Raw genomic sequence first — 16,461 nt, forward strand, 5'->3', positions numbered from 1 at the left:
CCTAAAGGTTTTTATAAATGACGAGTAAATTTAACGGTGTCGCCGAATTAACAGATGTCATGCGTCGGTTGCGCGACCCCGAGGGCGGTTGCCCCTGGGACTTAAAGCAAAGCTTTGAGTCACTTCTGCCGTACACCATAGAAGAAACCTACGAAGTAGTTGACGCGATTCAATCGGGTGACATGGCCGCGATAAAGGACGAGCTCGGTGACTTGCTGTTCCAGGTGGTGTTTTATGCACAGCTGGCGAAAGAGCAGGGCGACTTTGTGTTTGACGACATTGCAGCGCATACTGCCAATAAGTTGATTAGTCGCCACCCTCATGTATTTGGCAGTGATGCTGAACGCAACTTGTCCGATGCCGAAATTAAAGCCCAGTGGGAACAAATAAAACAGCAAGAGCGTACTGAGAAAAATGCCCGTGGCTCTGTATTTGACGACATACCCAGTCAGTTGCCGAGCATTTTAAAAGCCGCCAAACTACAAAAGCGTGCGGCCTCCGTCGGTTTCGACTGGCCAGAAGCTGAACCGGTATACGAGAAAATTGAAGAAGAAATACAAGAAGTAAAAGAAGCAACAGACCAAGAGCACATTGAAGAAGAAATTGGTGACCTGCTGTTCGCTGTTGTTAACCTCGCACGCCACAAACAAGTGAACCCTGAAGCTGCGCTGCAACGCGCTAACGAAAAATTCAAAAGCCGCTTCCAAAACATAGAGCAACGCCTAAGCGAGCGGGACAAACATCCCACTGACTGCAATTTGGATGAGCTCGAAGCTTTGTGGCAACAAGCTAAGAAGGTGTAAACTTTAATCAAAACCTGCCGATAATACAGTTACGGACTATACTGAAAGTCAGTGATAGCCGATTTTGCAGGAATACCATCATGCCTATTAATCCAACCAATTTCGCAACAGGCTCTGGCAAGCCTAATTCTAATAGCGTAAGAGCTGAATCTAACGCCGATAACCGTGATGTTAAAGACGCAAAAACAGAGTCGAAGAAGGCATATAATGCCGCTATTCTCGCCGCGCATGAAAAGGTCTCATTAAATAGTAACAATGAGTCATTAAGCTTGCTGTACAAGACCGCACTCGAAGGCATTAATGCCGAGCTTGAGCCTGTCATGGGAAAGAACGCAGCGAAGAAAATTTACGAGTCCGGCGTCGACACTTCCCCTAAAGCCACGGCTGATCGCATTGTCTCCTTTGCCACTAATTTTTACAGCCGTTATAAAGAGTTAAACCCTGGTGATTCAGAAGAAGAGACGCTAAATAACTTTCTGGAGCTTATAAAAGGCGGCATCGACAAAGGTTTTAAAGACGCGGTTACTATTTTGCAAGGGTTACAGGTCTACGAAGGCAAAGTAGAAAGCGATGCGGATGAAACCTACAAGCTAATAGAGCAAGGTCTTGAAAGCTTCCGTGAGCGAGTACTTGAAGAATCCAAGCAGCAAAGTGATTCTGACAGTGAAACTGAGCGCGCCCCTGAAAGCGACTAAAGACGGCAAGCTCGGTTAACTGGAACATAAAGAGTTGCGCACTGTAGAAGTAGTGTTATAGTTATCGACAGTCTTTAAAAAGTCTTTTTGAGGCCTTTTGTGAAAACTGAAACGGTTACTTATCTAAAAGAAAACGCTAACTCTCTCGAGCTCAATGAAGAGTTGCTTGTTACCAAAAAGGGCAAACCCGCGTACGTGGTTCAGTCTTTTTCCGATTATGAGTTTCAACAAGAAACTCTGGCACTTCTGAAGCTTCTCAAGCTATCCGAAAAGTCGTTGGGTGACGAAAGGTTGAGCTTTGATGAAGCATTCGAGTGAGTTTTATAGAGTAGAAGCCTCTCGTGTCTTTAAGTTGTCTACCAGACGCTTCCGTAGTTTCATAGAACACAATTATTCAGAGTCGATTGCTGATAATGTGATCACCAACATAAAAAACAGGATTAAAGAACAACTGCCAATTAACCCTAAAATAGGCCCCATTAGCGAGCGGCTTCTTAGTCTTGGAGTCGCTGATTATAGGCAGTGGTTGGTTGATGACTATAACCTTGTATTTTATAAAGTTGATGAAGCTAATCAAAAAGTCGAACTCTTGTTATTAATGTCGACTAAGCAAAATATCCGGAAGCTGCTCTTCGAAGTAAACCTGTTGATTTAGATAGTTATAAACAATTAGCTAGCCACGCTCCTACCGCCACTGATTTGCTTTTCTCGGTTAAAGAAATTATCGTAGCTTTATGCAATTGCTACTGGCTATTGGGTTTGGAGGCTTTTAATCCAGCCTTATCGAAAACGTAAAGCACTTGAAGCGGAGAGTTCTTAGTGGAGATTATGAATACGTCAGGTTTATATCTGTTGGCGCATGTGCAAATTTAGTGAAGAACGTGCTAACGGATATTCGGGAGCATAGTCATGAGTGAGTCAACTGCTCGACAACCATTTGGGTCTACTGTTGTACCTATTATTGTCGCTGTGATTCTGACTGAAGCACTTATGTATAGCTTAGGTTCAAAGTACAACCCACTAAGTGATGACTTTGATATCGCGAACTTCCTAATTGATTTAGGCGTGTTTGTAACAATCGCAGTGGCCGCTTCATGGTTATATCAGCGAGTATTTAAGTTGCTGCGAAGAAAAACTACGAACAAGGAATAGTTAGAATATGACTATCCAGCTCAAACGCATCTATGACGATGCATCATCTGACGACGGTTACCGAGTTTTGGTGGATAAACTCTGGCCTCGTGGCATTTCAAAAGATGCAGCCAACCTTGATGAATGGATAAAAGACATAGCGCCTTCCGATGAGCTTCGTAAATGGTTTCACAGTAATCGCTCTGAGTGGGGTGAGTTTCGCAATCGCTACCTATCTGAATTAAAAAAACATAAAGAAGCCTTACGCGACTTAGCAAGCAAGGTTAGTAGTGAAAAAGTTACACTGCTGTATTCCTCTAAAGATACTGAGCACAACAATGCCGTGGTGTTGAAAGAGTATTTAGAAAAATTAACGTTATAACGTCATGGTGCTCTTATGTAGGTTAGTATCATGAGCGAGACAACAAAACGGTCAACGATTTACTTTGCCCTCAATTGCACAGCGCGTTGAGGTTGAAAGTGGCTCATAGAAAGCATGTTTATAAAATTAAATAGAAAATCGTCATAAGTGCTACTATAGTATCACTATGAGATAGATGACTAGGCGGTATGCTATGAAAGTAGAGTTTGTTACAAGTCTAAAGCGTCAGGCGACAAAAATTTTGGCTGATTTACATTCATCGAAAGAGCCGGTCTTGATAACAGAACACGGACAACCATCGGCTTATTTGGTGGACATTAAAGATTATGAATTAATGCAAAAGCGTTTAGCGCTTTTAGAGGGGCTCTCAAGAGGAGAGCGGGACTTACTTCACGGAAGAACGTATAGTCAGAATGAGGCCAAGGAGAAAATGAGTAAATGGCTGAAGTAATATGGACACATTCAGCATTACAAGATCTCAATGATATTGCAGAGTATATTGCGTTAGATAATGAGGCCGCTGCTGAAAAATTAGTGAAGTCTGTATTTAATAAAACAGATAGGCTAAGTGAATTTCCTCTTTCAGGTAGGGTTCCCCCTGAACTTCAAAGCTCGGTTTACAGAGAAGTCATCGCTTCTCCCTGTCGCATTATTTATCGCGAACAAGATGACACAGTTAATATTTTATTTGTGTTCAGAGAAGAACGAGAGTTTAGAGCCTACCTTTTAAATGAAAATTAAAAAAACGTGCTAACAATAAAAACAAAGGAAAGGAACAATGGAACAACACGCACAATATGCCGGCTTTTGGATTCGCCTGCTGGCAGTCATCATTGACTCAATCATTATGCTCATTGTTTTCGCTTTACCAGCGTCGTTTATATACGGCCAGGTTTATTGGGAAGGCAATGAAATGATTTACGGCTTCTGGGACTTACTATTAAATTATATTTTGCCGGTAGTCCTCACTATTTTCTTCTGGGTGAAATATCTAGGTACGCCGGGGAAAATGTTACTGAAGCTGCGCGTTGTTGACGAAAAAACGGGTGACAAGCTGAGCGTAGGTAAGGCAATTGGCCGTTACTTTGCGTATATTCCAGCGGCTATTCCGCTATTTCTTGGCTTTTTCTGGATAGGTTGGGCAAAGCGCAAGCAAGGGTGGCATGATCTTTTAGCGGGCAGTGTCGTTGTGAGAAGTGAAACAAAAGGGCCGTTTAAGTTCGAAGATATGGAACAACCAAACGACCAATCCAGTTAGTGCGCAATCGGGTGTTGCGGTTTTAACCACAACACCCCGATATATCTGCTTTCTCTCCCGCCTTAACGGCTCGTGCATCGCGAATAATGCGTATTGCAGAACGCAACACAACCAAGGCAATTACTGTTGCTATCACTAAGTCTGGCCACGCCATATTGAGCTGAGCGACCAGAAGCGCAGAAATAATGACACCGGTGTTCATGAGCATGTCGTTGCGAGAACATATCCAGCTGGCGCGAATATTAATATCGCCGTTTCTGGAACTGTAAAGAAGGGCAAAGCAAGCTACGTTAACCACCAATGCCAAACCTGCAACCCATAGCATCATGTTTGCATTGGGTGCGCTGCCGAAGACTAATCGCTGCACTACGTCAGCTAATACTAATAACGCCAATAAGGTTTGCAGTGTTCCGTTAAAAATAGCTGCGTTGGCTTTGTATTTAATAGCTTTACCAACAGCGTATAAACTAACGGCATAAACGAGTGTATCGGCCAGCATATCTAGCGAGTCCGCAATAAGTCCACTGGACTGTGCAAACCAACCAGCAATGAACTCTACGAAAAACATAACCCCGTTAAGAACTAATACTGTCCAAAGCAGTTTTCGCTGTGATTTATCGATATGATCTTGCGTGGTACTGCATGAACTGCCACAGCAGGATGACATAAACTAACTCCCAAATAGACTTTTGCTGGCGCTATACTAGCAAATTGGCGTACTTAAAGACTAGGTTGCGTGCTTTTTCATTTGTCGTCCTGCCCGTCTTTCGGTATACTACTTTCCCGTCTTAAAGCAATCCCAAATTCGACCTGACCAACTGGGTATCACATGGCGACAAACTATATTTTCGTAACCGGCGGAGTTGTATCCTCGCTGGGTAAAGGCATTGCTGCAGCCTCCTTGGCGGCAATTCTTGAAGCACGGGGCTTAAACGTAACTATCATGAAACTGGACCCCTACATTAACGTAGATCCAGGCACTATGAGCCCGACTCAGCACGGTGAAGTATTCGTCACCGTAGACGGGGCTGAGACCGACCTTGACCTTGGTCATTACGAGCGTTTCATTCGTACTCGCATGACCAGCAATAACAACTTTACCACCGGCCGTGTCTATGAAGACATTATTCGCCGCGAGCGTAAAGGTGAGTTTTTAGGGGCGACCATTCAGGTCATTCCTCACATTACCAACGAAATTAAACGCCGTGTCATTGAAGGCAGTGAAGGCTTCGATATTGCCATTATTGAAATTGGTGGCACTGTAGGTGACATAGAGTCGCAACCTTTCCTGGAAGCTATTCGCCAGTTAGGCACGGAAATTGGCCGCGACCACACTTTATTTATGCACCTGACCTTAGTGCCGTTCTTAGGCGCAGCAGGTGAGGTGAAAACCAAGCCAACTCAGCACTCTGTAAAAGAACTGCGTTCTATTGGTATCCAGCCAGACGTTCTGGTGTGTCGTTCTGACCGTTCATTGCCGGCGTCTGAACGCTCGAAAATCGCCTTGTTTACTAATGTAGAAGAGCGTGCGGTTATCGGCTTACGCGACGTTGACAGCATTTACAAAATCCCGTCTATGTTAAAAGCGCAGGGGCTGGATGAAATTGTTACTCATCGCTTCCGTTTAGACTGTCCTGAAGCCGACTTGCACGAGTGGGAAGAGGTTCTGTATCAAGAGTCGAACCCGAATGGTGAAGTAACTGTCGGCTTTGTCGGTAAGTACGTCGAGCTGCCGGATGCCTACAAATCGGTAAATGAAGCGCTGGCGCATGCTGGGCTTAAAAACCGCTTAACCGTTAATATTCGTTACATCGACTCACAAGATTTAGAAACCAAAGGTACGTCCAAGCTAGAAGATGTGGATGCGATTCTGGTTCCTGGTGGTTTTGGTGATCGTGGTATTGAAGGCAAGCTTATTGCGGCGAAATACGCACGTGAGAACAACATTCCATACTTAGGCATTTGTTTAGGTATGCAAGTGGCCATGATTGAGTTTGCTCGCAACGTTGCGGGCTTAACGGGCGCGAACAGTACTGAGTTTGACGAGAATTGCAGCGATCCTGTTGTGGGTCTTATCACAGAGTGGATGGATGCTAACGGTCAGAAAGAGCTGCGAGACAAGCATTCCGATTTGGGTGGCACCATGCGCCTTGGGTCACAGGAGTGCCACTTGGAAAAAGGCTCAAAAGCGCTTGATATGTACGGTAAAGAGGTGATTGAAGAGCGCCACCGTCATCGCTACGAAGTGAATAACCATTACATTGAGCCGCTGGAAAAAGCGGGCTTAAAAATTACCGGTTACTCGCACGACAAGCAGTTAGTTGAAATTCTGGAAAACCCGAAACACCCATGGTTTGTGGCGGTGCAGTTCCATCCGGAATTCACATCAACGCCGCGCGATGGGCATCCGTTATTTAAAGGCTTTATCGAAGCCGCGGGTAAATTCCGTAAAGAGCGCATGGCTTAATTGAGTCACTTAACGAAACGTTACGCATTAAACAGGATTGAAGCATGAGCAAGATTGTTAAAGTTGTTGGTCGTGAAATTATGGATTCTCGCGGTAACCCAACCGTAGAAGCCGATGTTTATTTAGAGTCTGGTCACATGGGACGCGCTGCAGCACCAAGTGGTGCGTCAACCGGTTCACGTGAGGCGTTAGAGCTGCGCGACGGTGACAAGTCGCGTTACCTCGGTAAAGGCGTGCAAACCGCTGTCGCTAATATTAATGGCGCTATTGCTGAAGCTTTAATGGGTAAAGACGCTGACAGCCAGGACGCTATCGACAACATCATGTTGAAGTTAGACGGTACTGACAATAAAGAAAAGCTGGGCGCAAACGCTATTTTAGCCGTGTCTCTGGCAGTCGCTAAAGCAGCTGCTCTTAGCCAGGGTGTTGAACTTTATGAACACATTGCAAACCTGAACAACACCAGTGGTAAATACAGCATGCCATTGCCAATGATGAATATTCTTAATGGTGGTGAGCACGCAGACAATAACGTCGACATTCAGGAGTTTATGATTCAACCGGTTGGCGCTGACAGCTTTAAAGAAGGCCTGCGTATGGGCGCTGAAGTATTCCATGCTCTGAAAAAGGTTCTGCAGCAGCGTGGTTTAAGCACGGCGGTGGGTGACGAAGGCGGCTTCGCACCAAACCTGGCATCTAATGAAGAAGCCTTGCAGGTTATTGTTGAAGCGGTTGAGAACGCGGGCTACAAAATGGGCAGCGACATTACGCTGGCGCTAGACTGTGCAGCCTCTGAATTCTATCGTGACGGTAAATACGAGCTATCCGGTGAAGGCAAGTCGTTTACTGCGGAAGAGTTTGCCGACTATTTGGCAGAGCTTTGTGACCGTTACCCAATTATTTCTATTGAAGACGGTCTGGACGAAGGCGACTGGGATGGCTGGAAAGTTTTAACCGAAAAACTGGGCAGCAAAGTTCAGTTGGTGGGTGATGACCTGTTTGTCACGAATACGCGTATTCTGAAAGAAGGCATCGACAAGTCGATTGCTAATTCAATTTTGATTAAATTTAATCAGATTGGTAGCCTGACAGAAACCTTAGCAGCTATTGCAATGGCGCGCGAAGCTGGTTATTCGGCGGTTATTTCTCACCGTTCAGGTGAAACCGAAGACGCCACTATTGCAGACTTAGCAGTGGGTACAGCCGCCGGGCAAATTAAAACTGGTTCACTGTGCCGCTCTGACCGGGTTGCTAAGTACAACCAACTATTGCGTATAGAGGGCGATTTGAATGGCCAAGCGCCTTACCGCGGACGACAGGAAGTCAACGCTGGCTAATCAACAAGCTGACATATTTCAGCCGCTGGCACAGCAAGGCGATTTTGCCGAGCTGTGCTCTGCGCTGTATGAACGCGAATTGCAGCAACTGTCGCAAGTCGATGACATGCCGGTTGCTGCACTACAACGCCGTTTAGCCAGCTTACCTCACTATATACGTCATGCCGCTCACGGCTGTTTGAATGCCGCTAAGCAGTCTCCGCTAAAGCTGGACGTTCAAAATGCCAGTTGGCAGGCGCCGCAGCCGACGAAAGTACCTTCATCGGGTACTTCAGCAGAAAAACAAATTCCCTGGTTCTCAAAGCATGCCGCGTTAGGTCTGGTTGTTCCGGTACTTTATAGAACCCCGGAATTTACCACCATTATGCTCGATAGCATTGATCGGGTGGATACCGACAAACAGCGTTTGCGTCTGAACTACCGAGGTTGGTTAGATTTCGCCGGGCAGGGCGAGCATGAAGAAGATACGTTACTCAAGCCCAATAAGCGAGTTATGACAGCTGCCTGTTGTGGGCATCAGTGGAATCACAAAGGTCGAATTAACCCGCGCACTCTCACTCTGCGCGAGCTATTATTAGTTGCTACTCTGGACTGGAAAAAGTTTCAGGTGGCTTTGCGGATAGCTCATTAAGCCAGTCGGTCCAGACAGGCTGTAACCCTTTTGCTTTTATGGCCTCGGCCACCTCATTGACTGAACGGTCATCATCTATCGAAAACTGCTCCAGCTCTTCTTTCTCGTTGGCATACCCGCCAGGCTGCGTTTTGGACTCAGCACTGACCGAGGTAACACCTAAGCTGAATAGCCCATCTCGTAAACCTTCTTGCTCACGCGTTGACAAGCTGAGCTCTACGTCTGGAAACCTCAGGCGGTATGCGCAAATAAGTTGTACGAGTTGCTTGTTCGTCATGTCCTTGCTGCCAGCAACGCCGCCGGTACAGGGGCGTAAACGTGGAAATGACAACGAGTATCGACTGCGCCAGTAGCGTTTTCGCATATAGTCGAGGTGTATTGCCGTGAAGGTACTGTCGATACGCCAGTCTTCCAGTCCAATCAACGACCCAAGACCTATTTTATCCATGCCGCATGCACCGAGCCTATCCGGTGTCTCAAGGCGCCAACGGAAGTCGCGCTTTTTGCCTTTTATATGGTGTTGAGCGTAGGTTAGCGAGTTATAGGTTTCCTGGTACACCATTACCGCGTCTAACCCGTGTTGTCGAAGCTGGGCGTATTCATCAGAAGCCAGCGGCTGAACTTCAAACATCACGTAACTAAAATAGCGTTTTATAATTGGCATAGCTTGCTGAAAGTAATGAATACCGACTTTCGTTTCGTGCTCTCCGGTAACAATGAGAACCGTGTCAAAACCCTTCGCTTTTATCGCGCGGCACTCCTGCTCAATTTCATCCAGTGACAAGGTCTTTCTTTTTAAGCGGTTGCTCATTGAAAAACCGCAGTAGCTGCAATCGTTGGCGCACAAATTCGACAGATACAACGGAATAAAGAGCTGTAACGTATTTCCGAAGCGTTGTCGCGTTAGCATGCGTGAGCGTTCAGCTAAAGCAGGAAGGTAGCTCTCTGCTGCCGGTGATAACAAAGACATAAAGTCGTCGCTGGTCAGCGTGCTTTTACTCAACGCACGTTCGACATCGGTGGCACTTGTGCTGTAAAGCTTAAGCCTAATGTCATCCCAGCTAAGCTGTTTCCAGACATCGTAAAAACTGTTGCTCATAACGTCTCTATAAACTCGGTCAGTGGGCTGGAGGCTTGGGCATGCATTGAGCTGTTGCGATTGTTCGGGGCTATTCCCGAAAGTATGCCCGAAAGGCCGGCTTCGAAGGCCGTTCTACCGGCACCAACGGTCTGACGAAACGCGTTGGACATCGCTATCGGATCATGTGCCGTTGCGATGGCTGTGTTTACCAAAACAGCGTCAGCACCTATCTCCATGGCTTCAGCTGCATGGCTGGGAGCACCAATGCCCGCATCGACCACAACAGGTACTGACGCTTGTTCGATAATAATGTTTAAGAAGTCCCGGGTGACCAACCCTTTGTTAGAGCCGATAGGGGAACCAAGTGGCATTATCGCCTCACAGCCTACTTCCTCCAACCGTTTGCATAACACGGGATCGGCACCACAGTACGGCATAACAACAAAGCCTTCTTTAACCAGCTGTTCGGCTGCTTTCAGTGTCTCGATAGGGTCGGGCAGTAGGTAATTAGGATCAGGGTGTATCTCCAACTTCAACCAATGGGTTTGCAGTGCCTCGCGTGCCAATCTTGCAGCGTAAATGGCTTCGTCAGCGGTTTTTGCACCGGAGGTGTTTGGTAATAAGCTGAGGCCTAACTCTTTAATCGGCGTGACAATATCATCTGTTGGTTGGTTCAAGTCGACGCGCTTTAAGGCCAGTGTAATCAGCTCACTGCCTGAAGCGTGAATAGAGGCTTTCATTATATCTGCGCTGCTGTATTTGCCGCTGCCAATGAACAGCCTGGAGCTAAAGTTTTTTTCCGCAATAGTAAGCATTTTAACCTCCTGCAACCGCTTGAATAATGGTCAGTGAGTCATCGTTATTCAGCCTATGTTCATGCCAATTCTCACGATGGATAACAACGCCGTTGACGGCAACAGCAATAGCCGCAGTGTTAATTTGTTGATGCTCAAAAAATTCCGATAAACGCAGCGAGTTGTTGACTGTTTCAGGTTTGCCATTAACGGTTATTTGCATGTTCACCTCCGCAAATTGGGCATGTTGTAGACTTTGGCAACTCGGCTTGCTGCCAGCGGTGAATAAGGCCGTCAAACGACTGCAGCCGACCCCAGGGCATCTCGTGTAGCGTTAGGTATTGAATAGCGAGTAGTGCCTGCATGGCTCCTATAATGCCAACGATAGGAGCAGCAATGCCGGCATTAGTGCAGTTAAGCGGCTCTTTAACCGAGGCCGGGTACAGACACTGATAACAACCATGGTCGGCGCTTGGCTTTAATGCCAATACTTGCCCGTTGAACCCCCGTGCCGCGCCTGAAACAAGTGGTTTTTTCAACCAGTAGCAGTAACGGTTAATGAGGTATCGAGTGTCGCGATTATCGGTGCAGTCGAGCACGATATCAGATGTGCCAATGTGGTCTCTGAGAGTGTCCTCAGAAGCAGCCTGCGATAACGTCGTAATGTCGACGTCTGGGTTAATCTCGTTTAAGCGTTGTTCGGCTTGCGTAACTTTGAGCGAGCCAATATCGGCACTACCGTATAAGGTTTGCCGTTGTAAGTTACTCAGTGACACATGGTCATGATCCATTAACGTGAGCTGACCAACGCCGGATGAAGCCAGATATTGGCTGGCAGGAGTTCCTAAACCTCCTAACCCAATAATCAGTACCTGGCTGTCGAGTAAACGCTGCTGCCCACGCTCACCAATGGAATCGATAAGTAGGTTGCTGCTGTAGCGTAGAGCTTGTTGGTCAGTCAGCATAGGCAGCCTCCAACTCCTGATGCAGCTCGTTAACGGCGGCTTCGGTGTTCGCAGCTTTTGTAATGGCGCTAACTAAAGCTATGCCGTTAACACCGGTTTGTTTGACGTGCGCAATGCGCTCTTTAGAGATGCCGCCAATAGCCACAGTGGGTATGCCAGTGGGTTTTAGTAAAGAAACATAACTCGTCAAACGCTCCAGCCCTTGCGGTTTTGATGGCATCTTTTTGGTTTGCGTTGCAAAAATATGCCCCAGCGCTACGTAAGAGGGGGTATACCGCAAAGCGATGAGTATTTCGGTGTAACTGTGAGTGGAAATACCCAGCCGAAGGCCGTTTGAATGAAGCGCTTGTAAGTCAGCCGTTTGTAAATCTTCCTGACCCAGGTGAACGCCGTAGGCACCGTGTTTTATGGCAAGCTGCCAATGGTCATTAATAAAGAGTTGTGCCTGATACGACCGAGCCAGTTCAATACTGCGCTTTATCTCCAGCTCTATAGAGTCTGAGGGTTTGCCTTTTATTCTTAACTGCAGTGTTCTAACGCCAAGCTGCAATAAGTGCTGCACCCATTTGAAAGAGTCGACAACGGGATATAGACCCGGTGACTTATTAAGTCTGGGAAATTCTGAACCTGGCACAGGCAGGTTAGTAGCCTCTATATTCGGAAAGTGTTTTAGGTTGTTTGGCCAAAGGGTATGAGCAACCGGCCCGGGGCCTTTACCAATTCTGGTTGCCCTCAATAAACCGTGATGAACATAGGTATTGGCCAGTGTGATAGCGTCTTCTGTCGGGTATCCCTGCGCTGCTGCGGCAGCAACGGCGGACGAAAGCGTGCAGCCGGTACCGTGGTTATTATTGGTAAAGACTTTCTCTTGCGAGTAAACAAGATAGGGCTCACCGAGAAGAGGGCGTTTAGACAGGTAAATATCGACTATCTTATTTTTACCGTATTGCTCAGTTTCAAGGCCGGTTACCAGAACACTGTTCGCCCCTTTTTCAATAACTGCCGCCGCCGCATTCAACGCACTTCTTTTATCGGTTACCTCAGTGTCGGCCAACCACGACAGTTCGTCAGTATTTGGCGTGAGTAAATCGACTAGAGTTAATAGTCTGTGACTTTGCGCGAGTGTCAGCGTTGATAACGTATCATTGTGGCTGGTGATCATAACGGGATCCCACACCACAAAAGGACGTTCTATTGTGTCGGGCCAGCGGCTTAGAAAATCGACAACCGCATCCAATTGTTCACGGTTACTGAGTAAGCCAATTTTTATGGCCGCGGGTGGCAAGTCGTTAAGTAGGCAGTTGAGTTGCTCGTCAATCGCATTGCCACTTAACTCATACAAACCCGTTACTGTTAGAGAGTTTTGTGCCGTTACGGTGGTAATAATGCTGCAACCATGACATTTAAAGCTTCTAAACGTATTTAAGTCGGCCTGAATGCCGGCGCCACCGCCGCTGTCAGAGCCTGCGATAGTCCAAACCACAGGTTTTTCAGAAGGTGCGTCAGTCATGACTCCGCTCCAACTTCGTCAGCCGTGGCATCTTTAAAGGTGACATCGATGCGTTCATTCCCTAAGTGCCCAGAGTACTGTCTAACCTCGTGAGAAATTTTCATGGAGCAGAATTTAGGGCCACACATTGAGCAGAATTGCGCTGTTTTATTGGACTCTTGCGGCAAGGTTTCATCGTGATAATTGCGCGCGGTGACTGGGTCCAAAGCTAAGTTAAATTGGTCCTCCCAGCGAAACTCAAAGCGGGCTTTAGACATAGCATCGTCCCTTGCCTGAGCGCCTGGATGTCCTTTCGCCAGATCAGCCGCATGCGCTGCAATTTTGTAAGCAATGAGTCCTTGTTTAACGTCCTCTTTGTTGGGGAGTCCCAAGTGTTCTTTAGGCGTGACGTAGCACAACATGGCGCAGCCAAAGGCTCCAATCATGGCGGCACCGATGCCGGAGGTAATATGATCATAACCGGGGGCAATGTCAGTAGTTAATGGTCCCAGTGTATAGAAAGGCGCTTCATGGCAATGCTTAAGCTGCTCGTCCATGTTTTCCTGAATTTTGTGCATGGGCACATGGCCAGGACCTTCAATCATGACTTGCACGTCATATTCCCAGGCTATTTGAGTCAGTTCGCCTAAAACACGCAGTTCAGCGAATTGGGCATCGTCATTGGCATCGGCAATGGAACCTGGGCGTAAGCCGTCACCCAGTGACAGCGATACGTCATATTTTGCGCATATTTCACAAATATCGCGGAAATGTTCATACAGGAAGCTTTCCTGACGGTGCGCCATGCACCATTTGGCCATAATTGAACCACCGCGTGAGACAATCCCAGTCACCCGGTTAGCCGTCAGCTCAATAAAGTCATGCAGTACGCCGGCATGAATGGTGAAGTAGTCAACGCCTTGTTCGGCTTGCTCCAAAAGGACGTCCTTAAATACCGGCCAGGTTAAATCTTCAGCAATGCCGTTAACCCGTTCCAAAGCTTGATAGATAGGAACAGTTCCAATGGGAACAGGGCTGTTTCGGAGGATCCACTCACGAGTTTGGTGAATGTTGCGGCCAGTGGATAAGTCCATGACTGTGTCGGCTCCCCAGCGTGTTGCCCAAATGAGCTTTTCCACTTCTTCTTCAATGGAAGAACTAACCGACGAGTTGCCGATATTGGCGTTCACTTTCACCAAAAAGTTACGACCTATGATCATAGGCTCAGATTCCGGGTGGTTCACATTGGCCGGAATAATGGCGCGACCTTTGGCAACCTCATCACGAACAAATTCCGGGGTTACCGGGTTGTCTAAATGCTCCCGACCCATGTTTTCCCGCAACGCAATAAATTCCATTTCGGGAGTCACAATGCCACGGCGCGCATAGGCTAGCTGTGTCACGCCGCTTTTGTCGGCATTTTTAGCCCTCGCGCTTATCCAGCCTGATCGCAGTGGTTTGAGTCCGGTTTTTACATCGACGACTGAGTTAGGGTCACCGTAGACACTGGATGTATCATAAACGTCGACGGGTAAATTGGGTGGTGGTGTTACGCCTGGTGTTGGCTGATGCAAAGTTTCGCTTAAATGAATACGGCGAAATGGCACATGAATGTCAGGCTGGCTGCCTTGAATAAATTCGCGCGTAGAGTTAGGAAAGTAACGGCCTGAAACAGACGATAAAAAGGACTCTGCCTGTTGGCGGTTTTGACGGTTTGTTGATGACATAGCATTCTCTCCAGCTAAAAAAATAACAGGGTTTAGAGATGCTTGTCAGGAGTGTTGAAAGGAACAACAGCGCTGAAAAAGGGAGAATCCCTGGCTGTTGCTCTCTTGTTCCCTTCGCAGGTATTAGCCTGAACAGGTTCAACGGATCCCGCTTTTTGCGGTCTCAGCCTGTTACTTTTTGAGTAACGAGGCACTCCGACAAGATTCCTTTTTAGTGGAACAAAATACTCAGCTTAATGCAACAGCGAAAGCGTGAACTGTTACTGCTGTATCAATGTATCAACGACTTTTGCGGCTTTATCCATTGGCTGACCTAAGCCTTCAACGCGGTGTTCAATAACACCGTTTTTGTCCAAAACGGTAATTAAATTACTATGGTCGAAGTCGCCGTCAGGACGCTTTCTGTAGCGAACTCCAAGGACAGTCGCTAAGGTCCGAATGTCCTGGTCTTCACCATGTAAAAAGACCCAACTATCGCTGTTCAAGTTGTACTGTTTAACATAGTCAGCCAAAGCTTTAGGTGTGTCGCGAGAGTTGTCGAAGCTGACCATAACCAACTTAACCTGCTCTTTGGCTTTGTCACTTAAACTGGTGTAAAGACGTTTAGCGTCATTGACAAGAACGGGGCAGGCGGTGGTGCAGCTGCCGTATATCATTGAGACAATAACCGGTTGGCCTTGCAAGTCGGCCAGTGTCATATGCTCACCTTTGTGTGTTATCCAGTGCGCATCAACCTGATACACCGATGAAGAATGCGATACTTTTGCGGCTTTCATCGAGGTGTGGTTTTTATGATTCTCATGCCCGGGCTTATGCTGAGAATGGTCTTGTGCTACAGCCGGAGCCAATGCAAGCAGGGCGCTTGATAGAACCAATGCGGCATAAGCGGCTGGTTTAAATAGGTTATTCATAATTGGTCTCCGTTACTGGCAATAGTGTCAGAAGAAATGTCGTAAGCGCAGCGAAAACCCATAGTGCTGGTTGAGCTCTGAGGTGCGTAGTCGCTACGAGACTGATACCGAAAGAAAGTGGCGTAATTGGCTTTGGTAAAGCTCGATAAGAAGCGAGCCCCGTCGCCACAAGAGCCTGACAATAAATCAACGTCATCGCCGTTAGTTAACAGCAACTGGTAGTCTTCGACCCATTCGTTGACCCGGTCATACATGTGGCTGAGTTCAGTGGCATTAACGTTCACCCTTTGTTCATCGCTTTGAGGCTGGCTGTACCAGGCGAATAAATCGCGCGCATAGTCATCGTCGCTTATATTTTGTTGCTGACGATACTGAACGGAAGCGTATTCCCATTCATTGAGGCTGGGCAAACGACCGCCTTGTGCGGCGCAATACTCGCGTGCAGCAAACCAGGACACATAAGTCACCGGATGCTCAGCTTGACCGTCAGGGTAGACGTTGTTTTGCGGCCAGTGCTTTAAGTAATTTCCGTCGTGAAACAGGGCAGCGATGTTATCTCGCTGCCACTTAGGATGATTTTTAACAAAATCGAGAAAAAGTTGGTTAGTGACCGGAGTTGCGTCAAGCATGAAACTATTAATTTCGATGCTAAGACGTTCCTTGTCCAACAGAACTGGAGGTTCAAACTCGCCACCGTTAATACGGACTGGGTCTGAGAGTACTAGCGGTGACGCTGTTAGCGTCGAGAACATAAGTCCCGCAACTCCAAGCCACTTAACCATAACCGTCT

At 47.2% G+C, this 16,461-nt stretch carries 20 protein-coding genes and 1 riboswitch; of the genes, 11 read left to right on the top strand and 9 right to left on the bottom strand.

Going from position 1 to position 16,461, the window contains the following annotated elements; all coding sequences use genetic code 11:
• The first annotated feature begins 17 nt into the window (after positions 1-17).
• The 8 genes from mazG to B3850_RS09885 all read left to right on the top strand — a co-directional run bounded on the left by mazG (position 18) and on the right by B3850_RS09885 (position 4,269).
• Positions 18-803, top strand: coding sequence for a nucleoside triphosphate pyrophosphohydrolase (mazG, locus tag B3850_RS09850; RefSeq protein WP_286872111.1), 786 nt, complete (start codon positions 18-20; stop codon positions 801-803).
• 80 nt (positions 804-883) lie between these two features.
• Positions 884-1,498, top strand: a complete 615-nt coding sequence (locus B3850_RS09855) for a DUF5610 domain-containing protein (RefSeq protein ID WP_058579292.1) — start codon at positions 884-886, stop codon at positions 1,496-1,498.
• A gap of 99 nt (positions 1,499-1,597) precedes the next feature.
• The gene (locus B3850_RS09860) at positions 1,598-1,816 is read left to right on the top strand and encodes a type II toxin-antitoxin system prevent-host-death family antitoxin (protein ID WP_058579291.1); all 219 of its coding nucleotides are present in this window, start codon (positions 1,598-1,600) and stop codon (positions 1,814-1,816) included.
• A gap of 591 nt (positions 1,817-2,407) precedes the next feature.
• Entirely contained in the window at positions 2,408-2,650 is a 243-nt protein-coding gene (locus B3850_RS09865) for a hypothetical protein (RefSeq protein ID WP_058579289.1), read from the top strand.
• Between the two features lie 7 nt (positions 2,651-2,657).
• Entirely contained in the window at positions 2,658-3,011 is a 354-nt protein-coding gene (locus B3850_RS09870; RefSeq protein WP_058579288.1) for a DUF488 domain-containing protein, read from the top strand.
• A 193-nt stretch (positions 3,012-3,204) separates the two neighbouring features.
• On the top strand, positions 3,205-3,462 hold the full coding sequence (locus B3850_RS09875; protein ID WP_286872101.1) for a type II toxin-antitoxin system Phd/YefM family antitoxin: 258 nt from the start codon (positions 3,205-3,207) through the stop codon (positions 3,460-3,462).
• The gene (locus tag B3850_RS09880) at positions 3,450-3,752 is read left to right on the top strand and encodes a type II toxin-antitoxin system RelE/ParE family toxin (protein ID WP_286872100.1); all 303 of its coding nucleotides are present in this window, start codon (positions 3,450-3,452) and stop codon (positions 3,750-3,752) included. The genes B3850_RS09875 and B3850_RS09880 overlap by 13 nt, the downstream gene beginning before the upstream one ends.
• 37 nt (positions 3,753-3,789) lie before the next feature.
• Positions 3,790-4,269, top strand: coding sequence for an RDD family protein (locus B3850_RS09885; protein ID WP_286872098.1), 480 nt, complete (start codon positions 3,790-3,792; stop codon positions 4,267-4,269).
• A 22-nt stretch (positions 4,270-4,291) separates the two neighbouring features.
• On the opposite strand, the gene B3850_RS09890 is transcribed toward B3850_RS09885, so the two are convergent.
• On the bottom strand, positions 4,292-4,936 hold the full coding sequence (locus B3850_RS09890) for a cation diffusion facilitator family transporter (protein WP_286872095.1): 645 nt from the start codon (positions 4,934-4,936) through the stop codon (positions 4,292-4,294).
• Positions 4,937-5,098: 162 nt separating this feature from the next.
• Here B3850_RS09890 and B3850_RS09895 point away from each other — a divergent pair, with 162 nt between their 5' ends.
• The 3 genes from B3850_RS09895 to B3850_RS09905 are packed head-to-tail and all read left to right on the top strand — an operon-like array spanning position 5,099 to position 8,704.
• Positions 5,099-6,736 carry a CTP synthase gene (locus tag B3850_RS09895; protein ID WP_058579283.1) on the top strand — a complete coding sequence of 546 codons (1,638 nt, stop codon included), beginning with the start codon at positions 5,099-5,101 and terminating at the stop codon, positions 6,734-6,736.
• A 44-nt stretch (positions 6,737-6,780) separates the two neighbouring features.
• Positions 6,781-8,073: a phosphopyruvate hydratase gene (gene eno / locus B3850_RS09900; protein WP_286872091.1), complete on the top strand. Its 1,293-nt coding sequence runs from the start codon at positions 6,781-6,783 to the stop codon at positions 8,071-8,073.
• A complete protein-coding gene (locus B3850_RS09905; protein ID WP_053953502.1) occupies positions 8,027-8,704 on the top strand; it encodes a hypothetical protein in 678 nt (225 codons plus the stop codon). The genes eno and B3850_RS09905 overlap by 47 nt, the downstream gene beginning before the upstream one ends.
• Here the strand turns inward: B3850_RS09905 and thiH are convergent.
• The 8 genes from thiH to B3850_RS09945 all read right to left on the bottom strand — a co-directional run bounded on the left by thiH (position 8,655) and on the right by B3850_RS09945 (position 16,453).
• Positions 8,655-9,803 (bottom strand): 2-iminoacetate synthase ThiH, encoded by a 1,149-nt coding sequence (thiH, locus tag B3850_RS09910; protein WP_286911700.1) that lies wholly within the window; start codon positions 9,801-9,803, stop codon positions 8,655-8,657. The two genes, B3850_RS09905 and thiH, sit on opposite strands and share 50 nt — an antisense overlap.
• Positions 9,800-10,600, bottom strand: a complete 801-nt coding sequence (locus B3850_RS09915) for a thiazole synthase (RefSeq protein WP_286911701.1) — start codon at positions 10,598-10,600, stop codon at positions 9,800-9,802. The genes thiH and B3850_RS09915 overlap by 4 nt, the downstream gene beginning before the upstream one ends.
• A 1-nt stretch (position 10,601) precedes the next feature.
• Positions 10,602-10,802, bottom strand: coding sequence for a sulfur carrier protein ThiS (thiS, locus tag B3850_RS09920; RefSeq protein WP_053953505.1), 201 nt, complete (start codon positions 10,800-10,802; stop codon positions 10,602-10,604).
• On the bottom strand, positions 10,786-11,544 hold the full coding sequence (locus B3850_RS09925; RefSeq protein ID WP_286911702.1) for a HesA/MoeB/ThiF family protein: 759 nt from the start codon (positions 11,542-11,544) through the stop codon (positions 10,786-10,788). The genes thiS and B3850_RS09925 overlap by 17 nt, the downstream gene beginning before the upstream one ends.
• Complete coding sequence (gene thiE, locus B3850_RS09930; RefSeq protein WP_286911703.1) at positions 11,534-13,054, bottom strand: thiamine phosphate synthase; 1,521 nt, start codon at positions 13,052-13,054, stop codon at positions 11,534-11,536. Before thiE ends, B3850_RS09925 begins: the two co-directional genes overlap by 11 nt.
• The gene (gene thiC / locus B3850_RS09935) at positions 13,051-14,760 is read right to left on the bottom strand and encodes a phosphomethylpyrimidine synthase ThiC (RefSeq protein ID WP_286873137.1); all 1,710 of its coding nucleotides are present in this window, start codon (positions 14,758-14,760) and stop codon (positions 13,051-13,053) included. Before thiC ends, thiE begins: the two co-directional genes overlap by 4 nt.
• A gap of 92 nt (positions 14,761-14,852) precedes the next feature.
• A riboswitch (TPP riboswitch) is annotated at positions 14,853-14,968 on the bottom strand.
• A gap of 52 nt (positions 14,969-15,020) precedes the next feature.
• The gene (locus tag B3850_RS09940) at positions 15,021-15,671 is read right to left on the bottom strand and encodes an SCO family protein (protein WP_058579274.1); all 651 of its coding nucleotides are present in this window, start codon (positions 15,669-15,671) and stop codon (positions 15,021-15,023) included.
• Positions 15,668-16,453, bottom strand: a complete 786-nt coding sequence (locus B3850_RS09945) for a formylglycine-generating enzyme family protein (protein WP_058579273.1) — start codon at positions 16,451-16,453, stop codon at positions 15,668-15,670. The genes B3850_RS09940 and B3850_RS09945 overlap by 4 nt, the downstream gene beginning before the upstream one ends.
• Positions 16,454-16,461 lie beyond the last annotated feature (8 nt).

It is taken from the genome of Idiomarina sp. UBA4520, assembly GCF_002388365.1.
GTDB lineage: Bacteria > Pseudomonadota > Gammaproteobacteria > Enterobacterales > Alteromonadaceae > Idiomarina > Idiomarina zobellii.

Excerpts from the sequence above, each read along its gene's own strand:
- mazG (WP_286872111.1), top strand. The coding sequence starts at position 18 with ATGACGAGTAAATTTAACGGTGTCGCCGAATTAACAGATGTCATGCGT.
- B3850_RS09855 (WP_058579292.1), top strand. The coding sequence starts at position 884 with ATGCCTATTAATCCAACCAATTTCGCAACAGGCTCTGGCAAGCCTAAT.
- B3850_RS09865 (WP_058579289.1), top strand. The coding sequence starts at position 2,408 with ATGAGTGAGTCAACTGCTCGACAACCATTTGGGTCTACTGTTGTACCT.
- B3850_RS09870 (WP_058579288.1), top strand. The coding sequence starts at position 2,658 with ATGACTATCCAGCTCAAACGCATCTATGACGATGCATCATCTGACGAC.
- B3850_RS09875 (WP_286872101.1), top strand. The coding sequence starts at position 3,205 with ATGAAAGTAGAGTTTGTTACAAGTCTAAAGCGTCAGGCGACAAAAATT.
- B3850_RS09880 (WP_286872100.1), top strand. The coding sequence starts at position 3,450 with ATGGCTGAAGTAATATGGACACATTCAGCATTACAAGATCTCAATGAT.
- B3850_RS09885 (WP_286872098.1), top strand. The coding sequence starts at position 3,790 with ATGGAACAACACGCACAATATGCCGGCTTTTGGATTCGCCTGCTGGCA.
- B3850_RS09890 (WP_286872095.1), bottom strand. The coding sequence starts at position 4,936 with ATGTCATCCTGCTGTGGCAGTTCATGCAGTACCACGCAAGATCATATC.
- B3850_RS09895 (WP_058579283.1), top strand. The coding sequence starts at position 5,099 with ATGGCGACAAACTATATTTTCGTAACCGGCGGAGTTGTATCCTCGCTG.
- eno (WP_286872091.1), top strand. The coding sequence starts at position 6,781 with ATGAGCAAGATTGTTAAAGTTGTTGGTCGTGAAATTATGGATTCTCGC.
- B3850_RS09905 (WP_053953502.1), top strand. The coding sequence starts at position 8,027 with ATGGCCAAGCGCCTTACCGCGGACGACAGGAAGTCAACGCTGGCTAAT.
- thiH (WP_286911700.1), bottom strand. The coding sequence starts at position 9,803 with ATGAGCAACAGTTTTTACGATGTCTGGAAACAGCTTAGCTGGGATGAC.
- B3850_RS09915 (WP_286911701.1), bottom strand. The coding sequence starts at position 10,600 with ATGCTTACTATTGCGGAAAAAAACTTTAGCTCCAGGCTGTTCATTGGC.
- thiS (WP_053953505.1), bottom strand. The coding sequence starts at position 10,802 with ATGCAAATAACCGTTAATGGCAAACCTGAAACAGTCAACAACTCGCTG.
- B3850_RS09925 (WP_286911702.1), bottom strand. The coding sequence starts at position 11,544 with ATGCTGACTGACCAACAAGCTCTACGCTACAGCAGCAACCTACTTATC.
- thiE (WP_286911703.1), bottom strand. The coding sequence starts at position 13,054 with ATGACTGACGCACCTTCTGAAAAACCTGTGGTTTGGACTATCGCAGGC.
- thiC (WP_286873137.1), bottom strand. The coding sequence starts at position 14,760 with ATGTCATCAACAAACCGTCAAAACCGCCAACAGGCAGAGTCCTTTTTA.
- B3850_RS09940 (WP_058579274.1), bottom strand. The coding sequence starts at position 15,671 with ATGAATAACCTATTTAAACCAGCCGCTTATGCCGCATTGGTTCTATCA.
- B3850_RS09945 (WP_058579273.1), bottom strand. The coding sequence starts at position 16,453 with ATGGTTAAGTGGCTTGGAGTTGCGGGACTTATGTTCTCGACGCTAACA.